Origin of the sequence: Actinomadura xylanilytica (genome assembly GCF_030283145.1) — a bacterium.
Classification (GTDB): Bacteria; Actinomycetota; Actinomycetes; order Streptosporangiales; family Streptosporangiaceae; genus Spirillospora; species Spirillospora xylanilytica.
The window spans coordinates 128,475-152,108 of sequence record NZ_JASNWE010000005.1 but is presented as its reverse complement, the minus strand read 5'-3'; the positions used below and the strand labels follow the sequence as shown (position 1 = coordinate 152,108).

The following is a 23,634-nucleotide window of genomic DNA, read 5'->3' as shown; positions in this document are numbered from 1 at the left end:
GTGGGATGCCTCCATCAGGCATTCTCCTCGGCACCTCCATGCCTCACCCGGCCGGTGACCGGCACGCGATGCCGCGGCCGGATGATAACCGGTCGGGCGCGGGAGCCTCAAACTCAGGCGGCGGCGGGCGCGGCGGCCCGGCGCTCGCGCTCGGCGGCGATGCGGCGCTCGACCTCGTCCCACTCGATGGGCAGGTCCTCGGCCGGGACGTTCCAGAACACGAACGTCGACTCGCGCACCACCGTGCGCTTGCGGCACATCGTGGAGGCGTGCGGCTCGGCGCGCGCGTAGGCGCGCACGGCCTTCTCGCCGCTCCAGGCCGAGACCGTCCAGAAGGTGCGCCGGAGCGGCTCGGCCCGCAGCCCGAGGCCCCAGGCGCCGGGCGAGCGGCGGGCCTGGCGCCACAGGGACATCGAGGCGCGGAGGAAGCCCGGCACCTGGCGCAGGGAGCGCACCTCGAGCCTGGAGGCCATGACCAGGGCCTCGGCTCCCGGCTCGGCGGCGTTCGGTTCGGTCCACGGCAGCGTCGGCATGACGGTCCCCTCTCGGAAGCATCGATCTTGTCGTTGACAAGATTGCCCTGCCGACCAAAACTTGTCAATGACAAGTTCCGGCCCCGGATACGCTGCTGGCGACCGGACTCGAAGGGGGCGAGGCAGATCAGCCCGCGCAGCTACCACCACGGCAACCTGCGCCGTGTCATCGTCGACGCCGCCGTGCAGGCGATCAGCGAGTCCGGCCCGGCGGGCTGGAGCCTGCGCGAGCTGGCCCGGCGCGCGGGCGTCTCGCACGCCGCGCCCGCCCACCACTTCGGCGACAAGACCGGGCTGCTGACAGTGGTCGCGGCCGAGGGCTTCGCCCTGTTCGCCGACGAGCTCGAGGCGGCCGGCGAGGACTTCCTGAAGGTCGGCATGGCGTACGTGCGGTTCGCCACCGAGCACCGCACCCACTTCGAGGTGATGTTCCGGCCCGAGCTGTACCGCGCGGACGATCCCGGGCTCGGCGCCGCCCGGGACCGCGCCGACGAGATCCTGGCGCGCGGGGCCCGCACGCTGCCCGGCGGCCGGGACGGGGAGGAGACCGCCGCGATCGCCGCCTGGTCGATCGCGCACGGCTTCGCGAGCCTGTGGCTGAGCGGCGCCCTGCCCGGCCGCCTCGACACCACCCCCGAGGACGCGGCGCGGCCGGTGCTCAAACTGCTGTTCGACCGCGACGGCGCGACCTAACGAAATCGATACACCTCGTGTACCTCCGGTAACTCTGGGTAATTCCCGAGCGTAGTCACTCGCTTATCTCTGGAGGAACGAGATGCAGGTAGCGACAAAGATCGGCATGGGTGCGGTCTTCACCGCGCTGGCCGGGACCACCCTCGGCTTCAGCGCCGCGAACGCCGACGTGCCACCCGCGCCGCCCCAGGTCGCGCAGGGCATGGAGAACGCGCCGGCCGGCCAGCAGGGCGAACCGGCTCCGGCGGCCGAGGAAGAGGCGATCGGCGGCATCGAGGTCGGGCCCGAGGGCGCGGCCGCGGCCACCAACCGGCTCCTCCAGCGGACCGACATCGACGCGCGCTGGTGCACCGGGCGCGTCGTCGCCAGGGGCCTCAACACCCGCTCGGGCCCCGGCACGAACTTCGCCAGGACGGGCGGCCTGCCGTTCCACGCTGTGGTCCAGACGAACTGGAGCAGCATTGTCCGCAACCAGGGCTACCTCTGGGTGAAGCTGCGGAACGGCAACTGGGTCGCCGACTACAAGCTCGGCAACGGCAACGGCAAGTGGTACATCCTCTACAACAGCTGCCGCTAAGGCGGAGCTGCGGTTCGCCGATGAGGAAGGGGCCGGTGCCCGTCGCGTCCTGCGCGACGAGCGCCGGCCCCACCGCCGTCCTCCGTCAGTGGACCTGCTGCGGGACGTCCCACGGGTTGGCGTCGCGCAGGGGCTCGGGCAGCAGGTCCTGCGGCCAGCCCTGGAACGCGACGGGGCGCAGGAACCGCTCGATCGCGGCGGTGCCGACCGAGGTGGTGGCCGGCGTGGTCGTCGCCGGGAACGGCCCGCCGTGCTCCATCGCGTGCGTGACCGACACCCCCGTCGGCCACTGGTTCCACAGCACCCGCCCGCTGCGGCCCGCGAGGACGCCGGCCAGCGCGGCGAGGTCGCCGGCCTCGTCCGGCTCGGCGTGCAGCGAGGCGGTGAGCTGGCCCGGGAGCCCGGCGAGCACTCCGGCGACGTCCTGGACGGCGGTGTAGGTGACGGCCAGGCCGAGCGGCCCGAAGCACTCCCGCGCGGCGGCGTCGCGGTCGGCGGCGAACGCCTCCAGGTCCATGGCGAGCAGGCGCGGCGCGGGCGAGGCGTCGTCGTCCGGCCAGACCAGCCGCCGGACGCCGGGCCGTCCCCCGAGCGCGCGGGCGCCCTCGAGGTAGCCGGCCTCGATGCGGTCGTTCAGCATCGGGGCGGCGGCGACCTCGCCGAGCAGCCCGGCGACGCGGTCCACCAGCCCGGCCGGGGCGAACAGCAGGCCGGGATTGGTGCAGAACTGCCCGGCGCCCTGGGTGAGCGAGGCGACGTAGCCCTGGGCGATCTCCTCGCCGCGGGCCTCGGCCGCACCGGGCGTGACGACGGTCGGGTTGACGCTGCCGAGCTCGCCGTAGAACGGGATCGGCGTGGGCCGGTCCGCCGCGATCCTCGCCAGGGCGAGGCCGCCGCGCGCGGAACCGGTGAAGGCCGCGGCGGCGAGGCCCGGATGGCGCAGCGCCGCGACGCCCTCCGCCTCGCCCTCGATCAGCCCGAACACGCCGTCCGGCGCGCCGGCCTCGCGCAGCGCCGCGGTGATGATCGCGGCAGTGCGGCGGGACAGCCTCGGGTGGCCGGGGTGCGCCTTGACCACGACCGGGCAGCCCGCGGCCCACGCCGAGGCGGTGTCGCCGCCCGCGACGCTGAACGCGAACGGGAAGTTGCTCGCGGCGAACACCAGCACCGGACCGAGCGCCGTGCGGTAGCGCCGCAGGTCGGGCCGGGGGCCGGTGGGCCACTGCGGGTCGGGCCGGTCGATCCGCGCGTCGTAGAACGCGCCCGCGCGGACCTGGCCCGCGAACAGCCGGAGCTGGAAGGTGGTGCGGCCGAGCTCCCCGTTCAGCCGGGCCGGCCCGAGCCGCGACTCCTCGTCGGCCAGCGGCACCAGCTCGGCGCGGGCCGCCTCCAGCGCGCCCGCGACCGCGTCCAGCGCGTGCGCGCGGGCCGCGGGCGCGGCCGAGGCCCAGGCCCCGGCCGCGGAGACGGCGGCGGTGACCGCCTGGTCAGGTGTCATGACATGCTCCCTTCGTCGGTGCGGTGCTCGTCCCGGGTGGTGCGGCCCGTCGCTAGAGGACGAAGCCCTCGGGGAAGGGGTCAGCGGGGTCGAGCATGTAGTTCGCGGTGCCGGTGATCCAGGCCCGCCCGGAGAACTCCGGGACGACCGCGGGCCGGCCGCCGGCCTCCGCCGTGCCGACGAGCCGCCCGGTGAACCGGGTGCCGATGAACGACTCGTTCACGAACTCGGCGCCGAGCGGCAGCTCGCCGCGCGCGTGGAGCTGCGCCATCCGCGCGGACGTGCCGGTGCCGCACGGCGACCGGTCGAACCAGCCGGGATGGATCGCCATGGCGTTGCGCGAGCGCCGGGCGTCCGACCCGGGGGCCAGGAACTGCACGTGCTTGCAGCCCCCGATCAGCGGGTCCCCGGGGTGGACGGGGCGGTTCTGCTCGTTCACGGCGGCCATGATGTCCAGGCCCGCCCGCAGGATGTCGTCCTTGCGGGCCCGGTCGAACGGCAGCCCGATCGAGGCCAGGTCGACGATGGCGTAGAAGTTGCCGCCGTAGGCCATGTCGTAGCCGACCTCGCCGAGGCCGGGCACGGTGACGGCCGCGCCCAGCTCGGCGGCGAACGAGGGGACGTTGCGCAGGGTGACGTGCTCGGCCCGCCCGTCGCGGACGGCGACCCGCGCCTCGACCAGCCCGGCCGGGGTGTCCAGCCGGACGATCGTCTCGGGCTCGGTCACCTCCACCATGCCGGTCTCCACCAGCACGGTGGCGACGCCGATCGTGCCGTGCCCGCACATCGGAAGGAACCCGCTGACCTCGATGTAGACCACGCCCCAGTCGGCGTCCTCGCGGGACGGCGGCTGGAGGAGCGCGCCGCTCATCGCGGGGTGCCCGCGCGGCTCGTCCATCAGGAACCGGCGCAGCCCGTCGAGGTTGTCGACGGCGAAGCGGCGCCGGTCCGCCATGGTGGCGCCCGGGATCGGCGGGACGCCGCCGGTGACCACCCGGGTGGGCATGCCCTCGGTGTGCGAGTCGACCGCGGACAGGGTGCGGACCGAGCGCATCAGGCCCCCTTGCGCTCTCGCAGCGCGTCGATGGCGCGGGTCATGTCGGCGGTGACGCCCGCGCGGTGCGCGTCGGTGAGCGGGCCGCGCGGCGGGCGGCACGGGCCGCCGTACCGGCCGACCTGCTCCATCCCGAGCTTGATCGCCTGGACGAACTCGACCCGCGAGTCCCAGCGGAACGCGGCGACGAGCGGCTCGTACAGCGCCCGCGCCTCCTCCAGCCTCCCGGCGACGGCCAGGTCGTACAGCAGCGCGGACTCGGCGGGGAACACGTTCGGGAAACCGGCGAACCAGCCCGTCGCGCCCATCAGCAGCGCTTCGAGGGTGACGTCGTCGGCACCCGCGACGACCTCCAGGCCGGGCGCCTTCTCCTTGATCTCCAGGACGCGGCGGACGTCGCCGGAGAACTCCTTGACCGCGACCACGTTGTCGAGCTGCGCGAGCTCGGCGAGCAGGTCGGGGGTCAGGTCGACCTTGGTGTCGATCGGGTTGTTGTAGACCATGACCGGCAGGCCGACCGAGGCGACCGCCGCGAAGTGCCCGATGATCTCGCCGCGGTTGGCGCGGTACATCGTCGGCGGGAGGCACAGCACGCCGTCGGCGCCGTCCTCGGCGGCGATCTCGGTCCAGTGCCGGGCCTGGTGCGCGCCGGGGCCGTGCACCCCGACGACCACGACGCCGTCCCGGCCGACGGTCTCGACGGCGGTGCGGGCGACCTGACGGCGCTCCTGGTCGGTCAGCGAGGAGTACTCGCCGAGGGAGCCGTTCGGGCCGACGCCGCGGCAGCCGTTGTCGACCAGCCACCGGCAGTGCTCGGCGAAGCGGTCGTAGTCGACCGCGAGGCCGGCGGGTGCGGAGGCGTCCTCGCGGTACGGCAGCGCCGTGGCCACGATCACACCGCCGAGGCTCAGGGCCTTCTTCTCGCCGCTCATGGGGTGTTCTCCTTCTCGTGGGGGTCCCTGGGGGGACGGGCGAGCTCGCCGAGCCGGATGGGCTGGGCGATGGGCCTGTGGTGCGGGGTCGCGGGCGCCAGCCCCTCGGCCGGACGGCCCGGGGCGCCGGCGGCGCGGCGGCGCAGGAGCTCGGCGACGGTGGGGCCGCAGATCCGCGCCTGGCAGGGGCCGAGTCCGGCCCGGGTGCCGAGCTTGACCGCGCGGGCGGCGCCGCCCGCGCGGTCGTCGGCGGCGCGGCACAGCGTCCCGAAGTCGGTCTCCTCGCAGCGGCACACGACGGTGTCGGCGCGCAGCCAGCCGGGCCAGCCGGCCCCGATCGGGTGCGCGGCGGCGAGCCGTCCGGCGAACGCGCGGGCCCGGTCGCGGGCCCGGCGCAGCGGGCGGAGCTCCGGCGCGGCGGGCGCTCCCCCGGCGGCGAGCCACCCGGCGAGCAGTCCCTCGGCGCGGGCCGCCGGGGCGCCCGCGATCCCGGTGATCTCCCCGGCCGCGTACACGCCGGGGACGCTGGTGAGCTGGTCGCCGTCCACCTCGGTGAACGGGCCGGACGCGGTGTCGCGCAGGGCGCATCCGGCCGCGGCCGGCAGCTCGAGCTGGGGGCTGAAGCCGTGCGAGACGCAGGCCGCGTCCACCGCGACCACGCGCTCGGTGCCGGGGAGCACCGACCAGTCGGCGCGGAGCCGGGCGGTGACGACCTCCTCCACGCGCCCGTCGCCGCGGGCCTCGACGACCGCACGGCCCGTCCGGTAGGGGACGCGGTGCCGGGCGAGGAGTGCGGCGTACTCGGCGAGCTCGCCGGCCTTGCCCGCCTGCGGGGCCAGTTCCCAGGGGCGGCGCCCCCAGCCGCGCGCGACGGTGCGGGCGGGGTTGGCCTCCAGCACCGCCAGCACTGCCGAGCCGGCCTCGATCAGGGAGGCCGCCACCGGGAGCAGGAACGGCCCGGCGCCGCCGATCACGACGCGGTCGCCGACCACGACGCGCTCGCCCTTGGCGAGGGCCTGCGCGGCGCCGGCGGTGTAGACGCCCGGCAGGTCCCAGCCGGGGAACGGCAGGACGCGGTCGTGCGCGCCGGGCGCCAGGACGAGCGCGTCCGGCCGCAGGACGAGGCGGTCGCGGCCGGCGCCGTCGGCGGGGCCGCGCAGGACGTGCACGAGCGGCGGCGCCGGGTCGCCGGGGTCAGACCGTTCCAGCGACCACACGGCGCTCTCCGGCCACCACGCGCAGCGCGGATGCCCGAGCACGTGCCGGCGCAGCCGGTCGAACCTGGCCCAGCCGTGGTGCAGCCGGCCGTTCCGTTCGGCCCGGTAGGCGTCCGGGAGCATCCGGTGGTACTGGCCGCCGGGCCGCTCGGCGGTGTCGAGCAGCGTCACCCGGGCCCCGGCGCGCAGCGCGGACGCGGCGGCGGCCAGCCCGGCGGGCCCGGCACCGACGATCACCACGTGCCGGGTCATCGGGGCTCCCCCGTCCCGGCGCGGGACTGGGTGGAGACGGCGTCGCCGTCCACGGCGCGGCGGCGGCAGGCGCGGACGTCGCGCTCGCCGTTGACGGTGACCAGGCAGTCGAAGCAGGCGCCGATGCCGCAGAACACCCCGCGCGGCGCGCCGGACGGCCCGGCGCGCCAGGACCGGCGGCCCGCGGCCAGCAGCACGCCCGCGACGGTCTGCCCCTCGACGCCGGCGACGGCCGCGCCGTCCACGGTGATCTGCAGGGGCGTGTCGCGGCGGCGCGCGGCGTCGGACGAGGCGGGCACGATTCTCGGGCTCATCGGCTCTCTCCTTCGGACAGCACGGCGGGACGGTCGGCGCGGAACGGGGCGGGGTCCATCGCCGGGTCGCGGCCGAGCATCAGGTCGGCGAGCAGCCGGGCGGTGCCGGCCGACAGGCCGATCCCGGCGCCCTCGTGGCCGGTGGCGTGCCAGAGGCCGTCCAGCCGGGGGTCGGGGCCGATGACCGGCAGGTGGTCGGGGACGTAGGGCCGGAACCCGCCGTAGGCCCGCATCACCGTGGCGCCCGCGAGGGACGGGAACAGCCGCAGCGCCTTGCCCGCGATGACCGACAGCACCCCGGGGCGGATCCGCTCGTCGAACCCGACGCGGCGGCGCGAGGAGCCGAGCAGGATCGTCCCGGCGCGGGTCGACTCCACCACCGCCGACGCCTGGAGGTCGCCGGCGCCGCTGCCGACCGCGCCGACGTAGTCGGCGTCGTAGACCTTGTGGAAGACGGTGGGCGGCATGGGCGCGGTGACCAGGACCTCGCCGCGCCGGGGCCGGACGTCGACGGGGGCGCCGAGGCGGCGGGCGGTCTCGCCGGACCAGGGTCCGGCGGCGTTCACGACGGCGTCGGCGCCGATCGTCCCGGTGGAGGTGCGGACGGCGGTGATCCGGCCGCCGGCGGTGTCGGCGCCGAGCACCTCGCAGCCCGCGCGCAGGACGGCGCCGGCGCGCAGCGCGTCCGCGAGCAGCGCGGTCGCGGTGCCGGCGGGCTGCACCTGCGCGTCGCCGGGGTAGTGGACGGCGAGGGCGAAGTCGCGGGTGAGGTGGGGCTCGGCCGCGGCGAGCGCGGCGGCGTCGAGGGGCTCGGCGGTGACGCCGGCCTCGCGCTGCGCGGCGGCGAAGCGCTCCAGCTCGCGGGCCCCGCCGGCGGTGGTGGCGACCACGATGCCGCCCTTGGGCTCCCATTCGACGGCGGCGGCGGCCTCCGGGAGGTGCGCGGCGACGGCGTCCAGCACCCCGGGCCACAGCCGCCGGGACAGCAGCGCCAGGTCGAGCTCGGGGCCGGGGCCCTTGTCGGAGACCAGGACGTTGCCCTCGCCGTGCGCGGTGGTCGCCGCCGCCGGGGCGCCCCGCTCGACGACGGTGACCGCGAGGCCCGCCAGCGCCAGCTCGCGGGCGCAGGCCGCACCGATGATCCCGGCGCCCAGCACCACGACCCGCGTCGCGCCCATCAGCCCGTCCCCTCGATTCTCGTTCGATAAACCGAACGACTTGGAGAGTACGACGGGCGGCCGGACGATGTCAACGGCCGCCGGGGAGTGGCGTCAGGGCACCTGCGGGACGCCGGGCGCGTGCGGGTCGCTGGAGTCGAGCCGCTGGTCAGAACGGTACTGGAGCAGCAGTACCGAGCGCACGAGGCCGTCGAGGGCGATGTAGGAGTGCGGGAGCAGCGCGTCGAAGCCGACGTAGTCGCCCGGCCCGAGCTCGACCTCCCGGCCGTCGACCCGAACGCCGAGCCGGCCGTCCTGGACGACGGTGTGCTCGGTGCCGACGTGCCCGAGGGAGTCCTGCCGCGACCCGGCCCGGACCTGCTGGTCGTACACCTCGACGATCGCGCCGCCGGCCTCCAGCCCGCGCAGGGGCCGCAGGTCGACGCCCTCGCCGCGGAGCACCTCGACGTCGGCGGCCCGCACCACGGTCAGGCCGGTCGCCCGGCGCTGGTCGAGCAGGTCGGAGATCGGCACCTCCAGCGCCCTGGACAGGCTGAACACCGTCTCGATGGTGGGGTTGCCCGCGCCGGCCTCCAGCTGCGACAGCGTGGCCTTGCCGATCTTCGACCGGCGGGACAGCTCGGACAGCGACAGGCCCAGCTCCAGCCGGGCCCGCCTGAGGTTGGCGGCCAGCATGTCCCGCACCGACTCCCCTGGAGCGACCACGCGCCCGTTCCCCTCTCGTCCCATGTTCGCTTTACCGAACGAGTATAGAGCCGACGCCGAGAGCGGGCCGCATCCCGTCGACCCGCCGCCCCGGCCTTGACTTTAGCTATTCCTACCTGAATTATAGGAAATATGCCGCACGTCGCCCTGACCGTCCGGCGCGTGGTCGACCTCATGCGCCTGGACAGCACGCTCTGTAGCTGAGCCACGCCCCCCTCTCCCTCGGTCCCCGCGCCGGGCCCCGTGCCCGCTGCCGCCCGGGACCCGACCGGCGCACGCCCCCGGGCGGCGCCGCACGCTCGAAACCACGTGAAGGACAGTGCCACCATGCCGAGAGGCCCCAATCCGGGGGACGACCCCCGTACCCACGCCATCGAGCCGGGCCGGCGGCGCCTCATCGCCGCCGCCGCCGGGGTCGCGCTGCTGAGCCTCGCCGCCGCCTGCGGCGGGGCGGCCGAGGCGGGCGGATCCGCGGGCGACCGCGGCGCCGCGGTGCTCAAGCTCAAGGACCCCGGCAACGCCGGGCCGCTCGCCTACGCCAAGCGCGAAAGGATCCTGGAGAAGCGGCTGAAGCCGACCGGCGTCCGGGTCGAGTGGGGCGGGTCGTACGCCTCGTTCACCGCCACCATCGACGCGGTCCGCTCCGGTTCGGTGAACGTCCTGGAGGGGGCCGTCTCCCCCGCCCTCGGCTACCTGGCCAACAGCCGCGACATCAAGATCTTCGCGGTCACCGACCCGGTCACCGCGGCGGCGGCGCCGCACGAGGACGGGCTGGTGGTGCCCGCGTCCAGCCCCGTCCGGTCGGTGCGCGACCTGGTCGGCAAGCAGGTCGCGGTCAACAGGGGCGGGCGCGGCGAGTACCTGCTCCTGCTCGCGCTCCAGCAGGCCGGGATCCCCGCCGAGCAGGTCGAGCGCGTCTACCTGAACCCCGTCCAGGGCGCGTCGGCGTTCTCCACCGGCAAGGTGGACGCCTGGTGGGCCATCGTCGACGCCTACCCGCAGGTCGTCGCGAAGGGCGCCCGGGTGCTGGTGCACGGCCGCGACCTGCCCGACAAGGACGTCAACATCTGGGCCGCCCGGACCGAGCTGCTCGACCGGCACCCACAGGCCGTCAGGACCCTCCTCGACGTGCTGGGCGAGCTGACCCGGCAGGAGAAGCGGGAGCCCGAGCGGTTCCAGAACGTCTTCCTCAAGAAGGGCCCGACGGCGGTGTCGGGGACGCGCCTGGCCGACGACCTCGCCAAGGCCCGCCACGAGAACGTCCCGCGCCCCGCCGGTAAGGACGACGGCCGGTACGTGCGGGCGGTGAACGAGGTGTTCCGCAAGTACGGGGTGCTGCCGTCCGACATCCGGCCCGAGGACGTCATCTTCGACCTGCGCGCCCCGGCCTCCCCCGCGGCGACCGCGCCGTCGTCCGGGCGGGCGTCATGACGTTGGAACGGGCCACCGCGCCGCCCGCCCCAGCGGACGGGCCCGCGACGGACGGGCCCGCGACGGGCGCGACGGGCGCGACGGGCGCAGACGGGCCCGGGGCGGACGCGGGGCTGCGTCCGCCCGCACGACTCGGGTCGCGGCCGCGGCGCCCGGCGGTGTCGCCGGCGGTCCGGGCGGCCGTCCCGGCGCTGCTGGTCGCGGCCTGGTGGTACGGATCGGGCAGCGGGCGCCTCCCGCCCGACGTCCTGGCGGGCCCCGGGGCGGTGTTCGGCGCGCTGCGCGAGCTGGTCTCGACCGGGCAGCTCGGCGACTACCTGCTGGCCTCGGCGCGGCGGACCGCGCTCGGCGTGCTCGCCGGCGCCGGGCTCGGGCTGGCGCTCGGGATCGCGGCGGGCCTGTCGGCGCTCGGCGAGGAGCTCATCGACCCGGTCCTCCAGATGAAGCGCGCCGTCCCGTTCCTCGCGCTGGTGCCGCTGCTGATCTCCTGGTTCGGGGTCGGCGAGACGTTCAAGGTCGTGCTGATCGCGGTGGCGGCGCTCGCGCCGATGTACGCCTACACCTATCTCGGCGTGCGGAGCGTGGACCGCAAGGTGGTCGAGGCCGCCCGCGGGTTCGGGCTGCGCGGCCCGCGGCTCGCGCTGGCGGTGATCGTGCCGAGCGCGCTGCCGAGCATCCTGATGGCGCTGCGGATCAGCCTGTCGGTCTCGCTGACCGGGCTGATCGCGGCCGAGCAGATCGGCGCGACCGAGGGCATCGGCTACCTGGTCACCCTCGCGCAGCAGTACTACCGCAACGACTACATGGTGCTGTGCATCCTGATCTACGCGCTGCTCGGCCTGGTCATCGACCTGGTGATCCGGGGCGTGGAGCGGCTCGCGATGCCCTGGCGCGGGCAGGTGAGCGCCCGATGAGCGGCACCGGCGCGGCCGGGGGCGAGGTCGCGGTCCAGATCACTGGGCTGCGCAAGGCGTTCGGGCCGAAGACCGTGCTGGACGGCGTCGACCTGGAGATCCGGCGGGGCGAGTTCTTCGCGCTGCTCGGGCCGAGCGGCACCGGGAAGACGACCCTGCTGCGGATCCTGGCCGGGCTGGAGCGCCCCGACGCGGGCACCGTCCTGGCCGCCCGGCGCCGCACCACCGTCTACCAGGAGCCGCGTCTGGTCCAGGCCCGCCGGGTGCTGGCGAACGTGACGCTCGGGCTGCCGCGCTCGTCCCGCGGGGCGGGGCGGCGGGCGCTCGCCGAAGTCGGCCTGGAGCGGCACGAGCGGGCCTGGCCCGCCACCCTGTCGGGCGGCGAGGCGCAGCGCGCCGCGCTCGCGCGGGCCCTGGTCCGCGACCCGCAGGTGCTCTTGCTGGACGAGCCGTTCGCCGCGCTCGACGCGCTGACCCGGCTCCAGATGCAGGACCTGGTCGGCGAGCTGTGCGCGCGGCACCGCCCGGCGGTCGTGCTCGTCACCCACGACGTGGACGAGGCGCTGCGGCTCGCCGACCGCGTCGCGGTGCTGCGCGACGGCGTGTTCGCCGCCGACCGCGTCATCGACCTGCCCCGTCCCCGCGACCGCGACGACCCGGCCACCGCCCGGTACCGGCGGTCCTTCCTGTCCCATCTCGGCGTCGCCGCCGCGGCCCCGCACTGAGGAGAAACCCATGACGACACCGGACAAGATCTGGTTCACCCGCTGCCCGGTGCCCACCGCCGGCGGCCTGGCGCACCGCCTGGGCTGGCTGGACGGCGCGTTCGCCGCGTCCGGCCTGGAGGTGGGCGTGCTCCAGGACGCCGGGCCCGAGCTGGCCCGGCACCACTTCGACCACGACCTGCTCGGGCTGTTCCGCGAGGGCGGCAACGTGCCCGCGCTCAGCGCCCGGTCGGCGGGCGCGCCGACCCGGCTGATCGGGCTGACCTGGATCGAGGAGTGGCAGTCGATCCTGGTCCGCCCCGGCTCGGGCGTGGCCGGCGCCGGGGACCTGCGCGGCGCCCGCGTGGCGCTGCCCGGCTGGGCGGCGACGCGGGCGCAGAGCTTCCCGCGCGCGATGGCGCTGCACGGGGCGAAGGGCGCCCTCGCGCAGGGCGGCCTCACCCTCGACGACGTCACCTTCACCGAGGTCGCGGCGGACCCGTCGCCGTCGGTCGGGCGCGGCGCGCGCGGCCGGGCCCCGTCCTGGCCGGGCCTGGAAGAGCTCGCGCGCGGCGAGGTGGACGCGGTGTACGCCAAGGGCGCCCGCGCCGCCGAGCAGGCCCGCGGCCTCGGCCTGGAGGTGGCCGTCGACCTGGACGCCCACCCCGACCCCCGTACCCGCGTCAACAACGGCACGCCGCGTCCGATCACCGTCCACGAGCGGCTGCTGGACGAGCGTCCCGACCTCGTGGTGACGTTCCTCGCGCAGGCGCTCCGCGCGGCGTCGTGGGCGGCGGGCGACCTCGGCCAGGTCCGCGAGATCCTCGCGGGCGAGACCGGTTCGGGCGCGGACGGCGTCGCCACCGCCTACCGGCGCGGGTTCCACCGGTCGCTGCACCCTGGCCTGCCGGCCGACCGGCTCGGGCTGCTCGCCGTCCAGAAGGACTTCCTGCTGGTGCACGGGTTCCTGGACGCCGACGTGGACCTGGACGCGTGGACCGCGCCCGAGCCGCTGCGGCTCGCGCAGGAGCAGATCGCGGCCGAGGCCGGCGCGGAGGTGGCGGTATGACGGCCGCGCCCGAGTTCGTCGTCGCGGTCCCGACGCGCGGCGATGGCGCGCGCGGCGACTGGGGCCCGGGGCCCGCGCCGCGCCCGGCGTTCCTCACCGACCTGCGGGACGGGGCGTACGGACCGTTCGACCATCTGGCGCAGATCGGCCGCGCCGCCGAGATCGCCGGGTTCCACGGGGTGTCGGTCCCGTTCGACCCGGCGGGCGAGGAGTCGCTGGTCGTCACCGCCGGGCTGCTCCGGCAGAGCCGCTGGCTGCGCGGCACGGCCGGGTTCCACCCCGGCGTCGCGACGCCGGTGTACGCGGCCAAGGTCGCGGCCTCGCTCCAGCGGTTCACCGGCGGGCGGCTCGACTGGCGGCTCGCGATCGACCTCGACCCCGCCGTCGCGCGGGCGCAGGGCGACTTCGCGGAGGGCGCCGAGCGGTACGCGCGGGCCGACGAGTTCCTCACCATCGCCCGGGGCGTGTGGCACGAGGACTCCTACACCTACGAGGGCCGGTACTTCCAGGTGCTGGCGGGCGGGTTCCAGGCGCCGCTGTCGGACCGCCCGTTCCCCCGCGTGCACCTGTCGGGGACGTCCGCCGAGGCGCTGGACCTGTCGGCGCGGCACGCCGACGTCCACCTGTTCGACGCCGCCGACGCCGCCGGCGCGGCCGGCGCGGAGGGCGGTGGTCTCGGCGCGCTCATCGCCGACCTCGGCGCCCGCGCCGCCGGGTACGGCCGGGCGGTGGCGTCCGGGCTGGTGCTGCCCGTCCTCGCCCGGGAGGACGGCGCCGAGGTCCGCGCCGAGGTGGCGCGCCGCGCCGCCGCCGGGTCGCCCGTCCCCGCCCTCGCCGGATCGTACGAGGAGGTCGCGGCGGTACTGCGCGGCCACCTCGCCGACGGCGTCACCACGTTCGTCCTGGAGGCCGCCCCGCACCTGGAGGAGACCTACCGGCTCGGCGAACACCTGCTGCCACTGATCACCGAGGAGGTCCCCCATGCCGGTTGACGTCTACTGGCGGATCGGTACGCACGGCGACCAGCGGTCGCTGCGCGACCGGACGGTCACCCGCGGGGACTGGTCGCCCGTCGTCCCGGGCAGCATCGCCCCGGGCGTCCGGGCGGGGCGCCCCGACGGGTACAGCCACCTGGACCACATGGCCGACGTCGCGCGGGCGTCGGAGCTGTCGGGGTTCGTCGGCGGGCTGCTGCCCTCGTTCCCCTTCACCGACGACCCGTGGGCCGCCGCCGCGAGCCTGGCCCGCGAGACCGGCACCTACCGCTTCATGATCGCCTTCCAGCCGGGGTTCCTGCACCCGGTGCAGGCCGCGCGGATGTCGGCGAGCCTCCAGCGCGCGACCGGCGGCCGGGTCGTCTACAACGTCATCTCCGGCGGCGGCGGGCCCGCGCAGCTGTGGTGGGGGGACAAGGTCGACCACGACGACCGGTACGCGCGGACCTCCGAGTTCTTGGACGTGCTCAAGGGCGTGTGGCACGGCGGCCCCTTCGACTATGAGGGCCGCTTCTACCGGGTCGAGGGCGCCGGGCTGCCCGCGCCGCTCGCCCGGCAGCCGTTCCCGGAGATCTACTTCTCCGGGTCCTCGCCCGCCGCGATCCGTGCCGCCGGGCGGCACGCCGACCACTACCTGTCCTGGCTGGAGCCCTTCCCCGCCCTCGCCGCCAAGTTCGGTACCGTCCGCGAGCACAGCGAGGAGCTCGGCCGGTCCCCGCGGTTCGCCGTGCGGATCGACGTGCTCGCGCGCGAGACCGAGGAGGAGGCGTGGGACGAGATCGAGCGCGGCTGGCGGCACGTCGACCCGGCGGCGCTGCGCGGCCCCGAGGTGGGCGGTGACTCAGTCGGCTGGCTGCGCGGCCAGTCGTTCGTGGACTGGCCGGTCACCGGGCCGCGCGAGCTGGAGGCCGCGCCGAACGTGTGGGGCGGCTTCCACCTGCTGCGCGGCGGCCCCGCGTTCGGCCTGGTCGGCAGCTACGCGCAGGTCGCCGCGCGGCTGGACGAGCTGATCGGCCTCGGCGTGGACGCCTTCATCCTCGCCGGCGTCCCGCACCTGGAGGAGGCCCACCGGGTGGGCGAGAACGTCCTCCCCCTGCTGCGCGGCCACGACCTGCGCGACCACGCCCCCTCAACCCCCTTCACCGCTACGAGAGGAACCCTCTGATGACCGTCCGAGTCGGATACTTCCCGCACAACAACTCGCTGTGGGTGCTGCGCCACCGCGGCGTCCTGGAACGCTCGCTGCCGGACGTGGAGTGGGTGGACCTGCGCTCCCTGCCGGCCGGGGACCGGCCCGCGCCGACCGAGGGGCTGCCGTCCGCGCACGGCGACCACCTCTTCGACGGCGGCTACGACTTCATCGGCACCGGCTCGACCCCGCCGGTCACCGCGCAGGCCAAGGGCCACGACATCGTCTACGTCGCCACGTCCGGGCCCCGGCACGAGAACGGCCGGCTGGTCGTCCGCGCGGACTCCGGCATCGCCTCGCCCGCCGACCTCAAGGGCAGGCGGGTCGCGCTCGGGCACGGCTCCTGGCAGACCACGCTGCTGCTGTTCGCGCTCGACGACGCGGGGCTGGCCTGGTCCGACATCGAGCCGGTCGACGCCGGCACCGACGCGGGCCCGCTCCTGCTGGACGGGGAGGTCGACGCCTGGGTCGCCTCCTACCCGTCGCTGGCCCGGGTCGAGGAGCAGGCCGAGGTCCGCACCCTGGTCGAGACCGACGGGCTGTTCAGCCACCGGTCGCTGTGGTTCACCCGGCGCGACTTCGCCGAAGGGCACCGCGAGGAGCTCGCCGCGATCGTGGCGGCGCTCCAGGAGTCGGACGCCTGGATCGCCGAGAACCCCGGCGAGGCCGCGAAGCTGTTCGCCGCGGGCGACGAGGGCGACCTGGCCGCCTGGGAGGACGCGCTCCGCAGGCGGCCGTTCGGGCTCGAGCCGGTCGGCGCCGCGTTCGCGGCCGAGCAGCAGCGCGCCGCCGACCTGTTCCACGCCGCCGGCCTCGTCGACCGAAGGATCACCGTCGCGGACGCCGTCCTGCCGTGGGTCGCCGAGCTGGTCGGGCCGCGCCCGGCCGCCTGAGCGCGTCCGGGGCCGGGCGCCGCGTCACGGCGAGACGCCGCGCCCGGCCCCGGACGGCGGCCCCGGACGTCGGCCCCTGACGGCGGCCCCGGAGGTCGGCCCCGGGGGTCGGCCCCGGACGTCCGGGCCGGGGCGCTGACCCCATGCGGCCAGCGCCTTGACGCTCCCGAGCGGTGACGTAATCGTGTAATCATGACCACGCTCTTCGAGCACGCCGGGGGCGCGGAGGCGATGCGCCGCCTCGCGGACGCCCTCTACCGCAGGCTGCTGTCCGACCCGGTGCTGCGTCCCCCGTTCGGGGAACTAATGCCCGAGCACGTGGCGCACTTCGCGCTGTTCGAGGCCGAGACGTTCGGCGGCCCGGACGACTACACCCGCGACCACGGCGGCTTCCCCGCGCTGATCGACATGCACCGCGGCCTGAAGATCACCGAGGCGCAGCGGCGCCGGTTCGTCGAACACTACCTCGCCGCCGCGGACGAGGCCGGCCTCCCGTCGGACGCGCCGTTCCGCGAGGCGCTGCGCACCCACGTCGAGTTCGGCACGCAGGTCGCCATGCAGAACTCCAACGCCGAGACCGACGACGAGCTGCATCCCCTGCGGCACGTCCCGATCTGGAACTGGCCGGACCCCGAACCCGGAGCCTGACCGGGCACGGGTGACGGCCGTCCGCATCGCCGCCGCCGGGTCCGATGACAGAGGAACACTCATTGTGGATCTGTATCCCGCTCTCCTACGATCGCGGGCATGGTCTCCCTCACCCGGATCTCCGGCGAACTCAACGGGCTGCGGGCGGCCGTCCGCGCGGGGATGATCGGCCCGATGCCGCCGCGGGCGCTGGCCGCGACCGTGCGGGCGCTGCGCGCCTACGGGCCGCTCGGCGCGGCGACGGCGCTCCCCGCGCACCGCTTCCCGGACCGCGCCGGGCTGGTCGACGAGCGCGGCACGCTCACGTTCGGCGAGCTCGACCGCCGCTGCAACGCGCTCGCCAACGCCTGGCGGGAACGGGGCGTCGGCCCCGGCGACACGGTCGGCATCCTGTGCCGCAACCACCGCGGGCTGCTGGAGGCGATGTCGGCGGCGGCCAAGACCGGGGCGTCGGTGCTGTTCCTCAACACCGACTTCGCGGGGCCGCAGCTCCGCGACGCCGCCCGGCGCGAGGGCGTGACCGCGCTCGTGCACGACGAGGAGTACACGGCCGCCGCCGAGGGGCTGGACGTGCCGCGCCACCTCGCCTGGACGGACGGGCCGGGAGACGGCCCGGACCGCGCGGGCTCCCTCGACGCGCTCATCGCCGAGGGCGCCCCGGCCCCGCCGCCCGCGCCGTCCCGGCACGGCTCGATGGTGATCCTCACCAGCGGCACCTCGGGCCGCCCCCAGGGGGCGCCGCGGTCCCAGTCGTGGTCGATGGCGCTGCCCGGCGGCATCCTGTCCAAGGTCCCGCTGCGGGGCGGCGAGTCGGTGTTCGTCGGGCCGCCGCTGTTCCACGGCCTCGGGCTGACCGCGGCCGTGCTGGCGCTCGGCCTCGGCTCCACGCTGGTGCTGCGCCGCCGCTTCGACGCCGCGCGGGTGGTGGACGACCTGACCGGGCACGGCTGCACGGCGCTGATCGCCGTCCCGGTGATGCTGAGCCGCCTGCTCGCCCTGCCCGGCCTGGACCTGTCCCGGCTGTCGCGGCTCACCGTGGTGCTGACCGGCGGCGCCCGGCTCGAGGCCGATCTCAGCCGCCGCGCGGCGACGGCGCTCGGCCCGCGGCTCTACAACTTCTACGGCTCCACCGAGGCGTCCTGCATCGCGATCGCCACCCCGGCCGACCTCGCCGCCGCGCCGGGCTGCGTCGGGCGCCCGCCGGCCGGCACCACGGTGCGGGTCCTGGACCAGGCGGGCCGCCCGGCCGCGACCGGCGTCACCGGCCGGGTCTTCGTCGACTCGGCCACCCGCTTCGGCGGCTACACCGGCGGGGGCGGCCGGCCGGAGGTCGGCGGCCTGATGGAGGTCGGTGACCTCGGCCACCTGGACGGCGGCGGCCGGCTGCTGATCGACGGCCGCGCCGACGACATGATCGTCTCGGGTGGCGAGAACGTGCATCCCGCCGAGGTCGAGGAGCTGCTCGCCGCGCACCCCTCCGTCCGGGAGGCCGCGGTGGTCGGCGTCCCCGACGAGGAGTTCGGCCAGCGGCTGCGCGCGTTCCTGGTCGCGGGCGGCGACCTCACCGAGGACCGGGTGAAGACGCACGTCGCGGCCAACCTGGCGCGCTCCAAGGTCCCCCGCGAGGTGGTCTTCCTCGACGAGCTCCCCCGCAACCCGACCGGGAAGGTCCTCAAGCGCGAGCTCCCGCGCGGCTGACGTCCCGCGGCTACCTGCGAGGTAATCGTCTTCGCGTGCCGGGGTCCGTAGCGTCGTGGCCATCGACGAGAGGGGAACCCCGATGACCACGATCCGTTCCATGGCCGACGGCGTCCGCGCCGACGACCGGCGCCTGCTCAGGGCGGCACTGAGGCTCGACAGCGTGGTGACCGGCGCCAACGGCCTGGCCTACCTGGCGCTGGCCGGGCCGCTGGAGGAGCTGCTCGGCCTCGACCCGGTGACCGGCCGCGCGATCGGCGCCTTCCTGGTGGTGTACGCGGTGGCGGTCTGGGCCGTGTCGGTGCCCGCCGAGCCCCGGCGCACCGCGGTCGGCGCGGTGGTGGAGGCCAACGTGCTGTGGCCGGTGCTGAGCGTCGTGGCGGTGGCGACCGGATGGCTGTCGCTGAGCACGGCCGGCGGGGTGTGGGCGGTCCTCCAGGCCGTGGTGGTCGCCGGGTTCGGCGCCTTGCAGTTCGCCGCGCTGCGCCGGGTCACCCGCCGCCGGTGAGGTCCTCGACGTCCCAGGCCTCCTGGCGGATCTCGACGTGGTCCGAACGGCGCAGCCCGTCGAGCAGCTCCCGCCAGCCGCCGGTCCACTCGGTGGCCCGCCCGCCGGCCTGGACGAGCCGCACCGCCAGGAGCTGCGCGGCGACGCCGTCCCCGGCCGCCAGCGCCCGCGCGGCGGGGAGGTACCTCGGCGGGTCCCAGCGGCCGAGCCGCTGGCCCAGCGACTCGGCGAGGCGCGCCGCCAGAACCGGCCGGTCGACGAGCAGGGCCGCCAGCTCCCCGAATCCGGCGGTGATCTCGTCCGGGTCGGACGGTCCGGTCCTCGGGACGAAGAGCATCGTGACCACGATGTCCGCAGCCTGCGCCCGGTACAGGGGGTGCGGCGCGAGAACGCGGACGGCGCGGCGGGCGAGGTCCAGCCGCCAGGTCTCCGGGTCATACACGCCGGGCAGCTGGGAGATCGTTCCGGCGAGCCCGGCGGCTCGGGCCCGCGCGACCGGCTCCTGCCCGGCCTCCACGAGCCGGGCGAGGACGTCGACGGCGGGATCGCGGAGCGCACCGGTCCGCACGAGCATGCGCAGGGTCGACAGCCCGGCCGTCCCGGCGTCGTTCCCGGGGTCGGCGACGGATTCGAGGATCTCGTCGAACCCGCCCTCGTACCACCGGGTCCACGCGGCGAACGCCTTCACGCCCCGGAACCGGACCCCCGGGCCGTCGGCGGCGTCGAGCAGCCCGCGGACCAGCTCCGCGTAGCGCGGCCGGTGCCGGGGCGCGTACTCGCCGGGCCGCGCCTGGAAGAGGGTGCGCAGCATCGGCTCCCCCGCGTACGGCCCGGCGGCGGCGAAGAGCCGGTCCAAGGCGCCGGGGGTCTCGGGCATCCAGCGCAGCGCGACCGCCACCGCGATCCGCACATCGCGGTGCAGCGCCGTGTCGTCCCAGGCGCGCAGGAGCGCCTCGGCCGCGCCGGGCGGACGGTGCCGCTCCAGGAGCGCGGCGGCCCGCTTGCGCGCGGTGACCTTGGCGGCCGGGCCGGTCAGCACCTCGTCCAGGAGCGGTCCGAGCACCGAGGGCCGGACGGACCGGCAGCAGCGCGCCATCGCCGCCACCGCGACCCGCGAGGCCGGCCCGCGCGCGTGGAGCAGCAGGATCCGCAGCGCCTCGGCGGGCCGGTCCGACGCGGCCATGGCGTCGAGCGCGGCCTCGGCGAGGACAGTCTCGTCCTGCTCCGCGTACGGCACCAGGTCGCCGAGCCCGCCGGGGAGGCGGCCGAGGGAGGCGAGGGCGGAGAGCCGGGCGTCCGGCGGCAGCGCGCCGTCGCGGACCGCGGCCGTCAGCCGCTCGCGGACGCGTTCGCGCTGGGCGGCCGTCCAGCGTCCCGCCGAGCCCGCCGTCACCTCCGGGACCCGGTCGCCGCGGGACGCGCCCCCTTCGCGGTCGCCGTCCAGCGCCGCGAGGAGGAGGTCGGTGCGGCGCCGGGAGACGACGCTCCAGACCCCGGGCAGCGCGATCGCGGACGGGTCGTCGGCGAGCAGGGACACGGCGCGCTCCTCCCGCCCCGCCGGACGGGCGAGCCACAGCTCCGCGGCATCAAGGACCGGCTTTCCGGGAGACCGCAGGATCGCCGCGCGCAGGTCGTCCTGGAGCTCCTCCAGCAGGTGCGCCCGGCGGCCGAGCGTCCATCCGAGGACCAGGGCGAGCCCCGGGTCCTCCCGTTCCCGCGCCGCGCGGAGGTGGGGCCGCAGCCGGGCGAGCAGCTCCCGTTCGAGGCCCTTGGGCAGGACCAGGTCCAGGCGGGTGTGATGCGGCGCGGGGTAGATCCCCTCCCACCCGTACCGGGCCACCAACCGCTCGTAGACGTCCAGCGCCCAGCCGGTGAGCCCCGCAGACGAGTGATGCGCCAGGACGCGGCCCGCGAGCGCGTGCAGCACCCGTCTGGTCTCCTCCGACGAGTCGCGGGCATCCACGATCGCGGCGCACAGCTCGTCGAGCGCGGGGACGTACCCGTCGTCCAGCAGCGACACCGGCAGTTTCAGCAGGCCGGTGACCAGTTCGCCCCGCAGCGGGTCCCGCTCGTTGCGGACGCGGGCGGACAGCTCGGCGACCAGCACCCGCACACGCCCGCGGTCCCGAGCGCGGGCGGCCCGGTCCAGGAGGAGCCCGCGGGCGAGGCCGCGCAGCCTCGGGTCCCCGCCGCGGGCCGCCTCGGTGAGCGGCACGGTCGCCTCCCCGTCCGGCAGGAACGCGGTGAGCCGGAGGGGGATGCCCGGATCGTCCAGCCGCCTGCGCGCGGAGTGCCACACCGACCCGTGCCAGTCGAGCATCCGCCGCGCCTCCACAGCCGCCCGCTCCGGCGGCAGGAGGTCGAGCAGCGCGATCCCCCTCAGTCCCGGCCCCGGGCCGCCCGCACGTTCGAGCACGAGGTCGAGCACCTCGGCGCGTCGCCCCGGCGGGAACCGGCGCAGGTGGTCGCGCAACGCGTACGGGTCGGACGGGAGGAACTCCAGGAGCTCCTCGTCCGGCAGGGAGCGCAGATGGCCGAGGACGCGGGCGGGCAGCGACCCCCGCCGGCGCCGCCCGCGCCGCAGCAGCCGGGCCGTCCGGCCGGCGTCGCACTCGTACAGGGCCGTGATCACCTTGGCGGGGAACCCCTCGGTGAACCGGCCGAGCCCCCCGCCCTCCAGGACCGACAGGGCGAGCTCCGGCTCGCGGAGCGCGGCGGCCACCAGGCCCCACCGGCGGGTCCGCACCCACTCCCACGGGAACCGGTCGTCCGCGGTCTCGCGCGCGGCCTGGTCGAGGAGCGCACGAGGGTGGCGGCTCCCGAGCGCGCGCCACGACGTCACCGCGTGGACCAGCTCGGGCAGCAGCCGCGCCGTCGTCCCCTGTGTGCAGGCGGGCAGCAGGGCGGCGGCCTCCCGGTCGCCCCACCGGCTCCGCACCTGCGGCAGGAGCCGGTCGGCGAGCGCCGTGCGGCGGGCGTGGCGCAGCGTCCGGTAGAGGGCCGCACGGAGCCCGGACGGGGCGTCGTCGAGGACTCCCGCCGCCGCCTCGTCGGAGACCGGCAGGGTCCGCACGGCACGCAGCGCCGCGCGGCGCAGCTCCAGATCGGGACCGGTCAGGACGCGTTCGACGTAGGCGAGGTCGCGGGCCGCCATCGCCATGTGCAGCGCGGCACGCCGTTCGTCCCGGCCTCCGGAGGACAGTTCCGTGAGCAGGACGCGCAGTTCGGCGGTCCCGGCGGTGCGCCGGGCGTGCAGCGCGAGCATCCGCATGCGCCGCGGGTAAGGGAGAGGTTCCAGGCGCGACAGCGGCTCGACGGCCGCGACGGCGGGTCCGGCCGGCTCCGAGGCCGGCTCGATGGGGCTCAACGGCCCGGGCGGAGTCCGCCCTTCCTGAGGATCATGGCGCCGATGATGCCCGATGCCGCACCGTCCGGCAACCCCGGCGCGGGCCGGGGCCGGCCGGAGCGTCCGGCGAGGAACCGGCGGCGGGCCCGACCGGGCCCCGGCCCACCGCGCTGCTGGGACAATCGGCCGCATGACCTATGTTGCGGCGGGTGACCGATACGAGCGCGTCCAGTACCGGCGGTGCGGGCGCAGCGGGCTCAAGCTCCCGGCGGTGTCGCTCGGGCTGTGGCACAACTTCGGCGACGACCGGCCCCTGGACGTGCAGCGCGCGATCCTGCGGCGCGCGTTCGACCTCGGGATCACCCACTTCGACCTCGCCAACAACTACGGGCCGCCGTACGGGTCGGCGGAGGCCAACTTCGGCCGGGTGCTCCGCGAGGACCTCGCGCCCTACCGCGACGAGCTGATCGTCTCCACCAAGGCCGGGTACGACATGTGGCCCGGCCCGTACGGCGAGTGGGGGTCGCGCAAGTACCTGCTCGCCAGCCTCGACCAGTCGCTGCGCCGCACGGGCCTCGACTACGTCGACGTCTTCTACAGCCACCGGTTCGACCCCGGGACGCCGCTGGAGGAGACCATGGGCGCGCTCGACCGCGCGGTGCGGTCGGGCAAGGCCCTCTACGCCGGAGTGTCCTCCTACTCGCCCGAGCGCACCGCCGAGGCCGCCGCGATCCTCCGTGGGATGGGCACGCCGCTGCTCATCCACCAGCCGTCCTACTCGATGCTCAACCGCTGGATCGAGGGCGGCCTCCTCGACACCCTCGAGCGCGAGGGCGCGGGCTGCATCGCGTTCTCGCCGCTCGCCCAGGGGATGCTGACCGGCACGTACCTGAACGGCGTGCCCGAGGGGTCGCGGGCCGGGAAGGGGACCTCGTTCTCCCCCGACCTGCTCACCGGCGCCAACCTCCGGCACGTCCGGGCGCTCAACGAGATCGCCGCCGCGCGCGGCCAGTCGCTGGCCCAGCTCGCGCTCGCCTGGACGCTGCGCGACCGGCGGGTGACCTCGGCGCTGATCGGCGCGAGCAGCGTCGCACAGCTTGAGGAGAACGTGGCGAGCCTGGACCGCATGGACTTCACCGCCGACGAACTGGCCGCCATCGACCGCGACGCCGTCGAGGCGGGCGTCAACATCTGGGCCGCCTCCAGCGCCGGCTGACCCGCCCCACACGGCCCCGGACGGCCCCACACGGCCCCGGACGGCCCCGGCGCGAGCGCGCCCCGAGGCC

Annotated in this window: 22 protein-coding genes; 13 read left to right on the top strand and 9 right to left on the bottom strand. The window is 76.2% G+C overall.

The features are described 5' to 3' along the window. Positions 1 to 113 precede the first annotated feature (113 nt). The gene (locus QP090_RS30495) at positions 114 to 533 is read right to left on the bottom strand and encodes a hypothetical protein (protein WP_285942964.1); all 420 of its coding nucleotides are present in this window, start codon (positions 531 to 533) and stop codon (positions 114 to 116) included. Between the two features lie 87 nt (positions 534 to 620). Here QP090_RS30495 and QP090_RS30490 point away from each other — a divergent pair, with 87 nt between their 5' ends. After that, positions 621 to 1,226 (top strand): TetR/AcrR family transcriptional regulator, encoded by a 606-nt coding sequence (locus QP090_RS30490; RefSeq protein WP_349666527.1) that lies wholly within the window; start codon positions 621 to 623, stop codon positions 1,224 to 1,226. An 82-nt stretch (positions 1,227 to 1,308) separates the two neighbouring features. Then, positions 1,309 to 1,803: an SH3 domain-containing protein gene (locus QP090_RS30485; RefSeq protein ID WP_285942963.1), complete on the top strand. Its 495-nt coding sequence runs from the start codon at positions 1,309 to 1,311 to the stop codon at positions 1,801 to 1,803. Between the two features lie 85 nt (positions 1,804 to 1,888). On the opposite strand, the gene QP090_RS30480 is transcribed toward QP090_RS30485, so the two are convergent. The 7 genes from QP090_RS30480 to QP090_RS30450 all read right to left on the bottom strand — a co-directional run bounded on the left by QP090_RS30480 (position 1,889) and on the right by QP090_RS30450 (position 8,953). Continuing rightward, positions 1,889 to 3,301 carry an aldehyde dehydrogenase (NADP(+)) gene (locus QP090_RS30480; RefSeq protein ID WP_285942962.1) on the bottom strand — a complete coding sequence of 471 codons (1,413 nt, stop codon included), beginning with the start codon at positions 3,299 to 3,301 and terminating at the stop codon, positions 1,889 to 1,891. A 52-nt stretch (positions 3,302 to 3,353) separates the two neighbouring features. Next, on the bottom strand, positions 3,354 to 4,355 hold the full coding sequence (locus QP090_RS30475; protein WP_285942961.1) for a proline racemase family protein: 1,002 nt from the start codon (positions 4,353 to 4,355) through the stop codon (positions 3,354 to 3,356). Continuing rightward, positions 4,355 to 5,287 carry a dihydrodipicolinate synthase family protein gene (locus tag QP090_RS30470; RefSeq protein WP_285942960.1) on the bottom strand — a complete coding sequence of 311 codons (933 nt, stop codon included), beginning with the start codon at positions 5,285 to 5,287 and terminating at the stop codon, positions 4,355 to 4,357. The genes QP090_RS30475 and QP090_RS30470 overlap by 1 nt, the downstream gene beginning before the upstream one ends. After that, complete coding sequence (locus QP090_RS30465) at positions 5,284 to 6,756, bottom strand: FAD-dependent oxidoreductase (protein ID WP_285942959.1); 1,473 nt, start codon at positions 6,754 to 6,756, stop codon at positions 5,284 to 5,286. Before QP090_RS30465 ends, QP090_RS30470 begins: the two co-directional genes overlap by 4 nt. Beyond that, positions 6,753 to 7,070 carry a (2Fe-2S)-binding protein gene (locus QP090_RS30460; RefSeq protein WP_285942958.1) on the bottom strand — a complete coding sequence of 106 codons (318 nt, stop codon included), beginning with the start codon at positions 7,068 to 7,070 and terminating at the stop codon, positions 6,753 to 6,755. Before QP090_RS30460 ends, QP090_RS30465 begins: the two co-directional genes overlap by 4 nt. Next, positions 7,067 to 8,248 (bottom strand): NAD(P)/FAD-dependent oxidoreductase, encoded by a 1,182-nt coding sequence (locus tag QP090_RS30455; protein ID WP_285942957.1) that lies wholly within the window; start codon positions 8,246 to 8,248, stop codon positions 7,067 to 7,069. Before QP090_RS30455 ends, QP090_RS30460 begins: the two co-directional genes overlap by 4 nt. A 93-nt stretch (positions 8,249 to 8,341) precedes the next feature. Continuing rightward, entirely contained in the window at positions 8,342 to 8,953 is a 612-nt protein-coding gene (locus tag QP090_RS30450) for a helix-turn-helix domain-containing protein (protein ID WP_285942956.1), read from the bottom strand. A 327-nt stretch (positions 8,954 to 9,280) separates the two neighbouring features. On the opposite strand from QP090_RS30450, the gene QP090_RS30445 reads away from it, so the two are divergent. From QP090_RS30445 to QP090_RS30400, 10 genes are all read left to right on the top strand, one after another. Then, positions 9,281 to 10,384, top strand: coding sequence for an NrtA/SsuA/CpmA family ABC transporter substrate-binding protein (locus tag QP090_RS30445; RefSeq protein ID WP_285942955.1), 1,104 nt, complete (start codon positions 9,281 to 9,283; stop codon positions 10,382 to 10,384). Continuing rightward, positions 10,381 to 11,298: an ABC transporter permease gene (locus QP090_RS30440; RefSeq protein WP_285942954.1), complete on the top strand. Its 918-nt coding sequence runs from the start codon at positions 10,381 to 10,383 to the stop codon at positions 11,296 to 11,298. Before QP090_RS30445 ends, QP090_RS30440 begins: the two co-directional genes overlap by 4 nt. Further along, positions 11,295 to 12,023, top strand: a complete 729-nt coding sequence (locus QP090_RS30435; protein ID WP_285942953.1) for an ABC transporter ATP-binding protein — start codon at positions 11,295 to 11,297, stop codon at positions 12,021 to 12,023. The genes QP090_RS30440 and QP090_RS30435 overlap by 4 nt, the downstream gene beginning before the upstream one ends. Before the next feature lie 10 nt (positions 12,024 to 12,033). Next, positions 12,034 to 13,071 carry an ABC transporter substrate-binding protein gene (locus QP090_RS30430; protein WP_285942952.1) on the top strand — a complete coding sequence of 346 codons (1,038 nt, stop codon included), beginning with the start codon at positions 12,034 to 12,036 and terminating at the stop codon, positions 13,069 to 13,071. Then, the gene (locus QP090_RS30425) at positions 13,068 to 14,063 is read left to right on the top strand and encodes an LLM class flavin-dependent oxidoreductase (RefSeq protein ID WP_285942951.1); all 996 of its coding nucleotides are present in this window, start codon (positions 13,068 to 13,070) and stop codon (positions 14,061 to 14,063) included. Before QP090_RS30430 ends, QP090_RS30425 begins: the two co-directional genes overlap by 4 nt. Next, positions 14,053 to 15,231, top strand: coding sequence for an LLM class flavin-dependent oxidoreductase (locus QP090_RS30420; RefSeq protein ID WP_285942950.1), 1,179 nt, complete (start codon positions 14,053 to 14,055; stop codon positions 15,229 to 15,231). The genes QP090_RS30425 and QP090_RS30420 overlap by 11 nt, the downstream gene beginning before the upstream one ends. Further along, positions 15,231 to 16,148 carry an ABC transporter substrate-binding protein gene (locus QP090_RS30415; protein ID WP_285942949.1) on the top strand — a complete coding sequence of 306 codons (918 nt, stop codon included), beginning with the start codon at positions 15,231 to 15,233 and terminating at the stop codon, positions 16,146 to 16,148. Before QP090_RS30420 ends, QP090_RS30415 begins: the two co-directional genes overlap by 1 nt. Before the next feature lie 192 nt (positions 16,149 to 16,340). Next, entirely contained in the window at positions 16,341 to 16,796 is a 456-nt protein-coding gene (locus tag QP090_RS30410; protein ID WP_285942948.1) for a group II truncated hemoglobin, read from the top strand. A gap of 99 nt (positions 16,797 to 16,895) precedes the next feature. Then, positions 16,896 to 18,494, top strand: coding sequence for an AMP-binding protein (locus tag QP090_RS30405; RefSeq protein ID WP_285942947.1), 1,599 nt, complete (start codon positions 16,896 to 16,898; stop codon positions 18,492 to 18,494). Positions 18,495 to 18,576: 82 nt separating this feature from the next. Then, the gene (locus QP090_RS30400; protein WP_285942946.1) at positions 18,577 to 19,002 is read left to right on the top strand and encodes a hypothetical protein; all 426 of its coding nucleotides are present in this window, start codon (positions 18,577 to 18,579) and stop codon (positions 19,000 to 19,002) included. Here QP090_RS30400 and QP090_RS30395 read toward each other — a convergent pair. Further along, positions 18,986 to 22,273 carry a hypothetical protein gene (locus QP090_RS30395; protein ID WP_285942945.1) on the bottom strand — a complete coding sequence of 1,096 codons (3,288 nt, stop codon included), beginning with the start codon at positions 22,271 to 22,273 and terminating at the stop codon, positions 18,986 to 18,988. The genes QP090_RS30400 and QP090_RS30395 overlap by 17 nt on opposite strands. A gap of 265 nt (positions 22,274 to 22,538) precedes the next feature. On the opposite strand from QP090_RS30395, the gene mgrA reads away from it, so the two are divergent. Then, entirely contained in the window at positions 22,539 to 23,564 is a 1,026-nt protein-coding gene (gene mgrA / locus QP090_RS30390; RefSeq protein WP_285942944.1) for an L-glyceraldehyde 3-phosphate reductase, read from the top strand. The last annotated feature ends 70 nt before the right edge of the window (positions 23,565 to 23,634 follow it).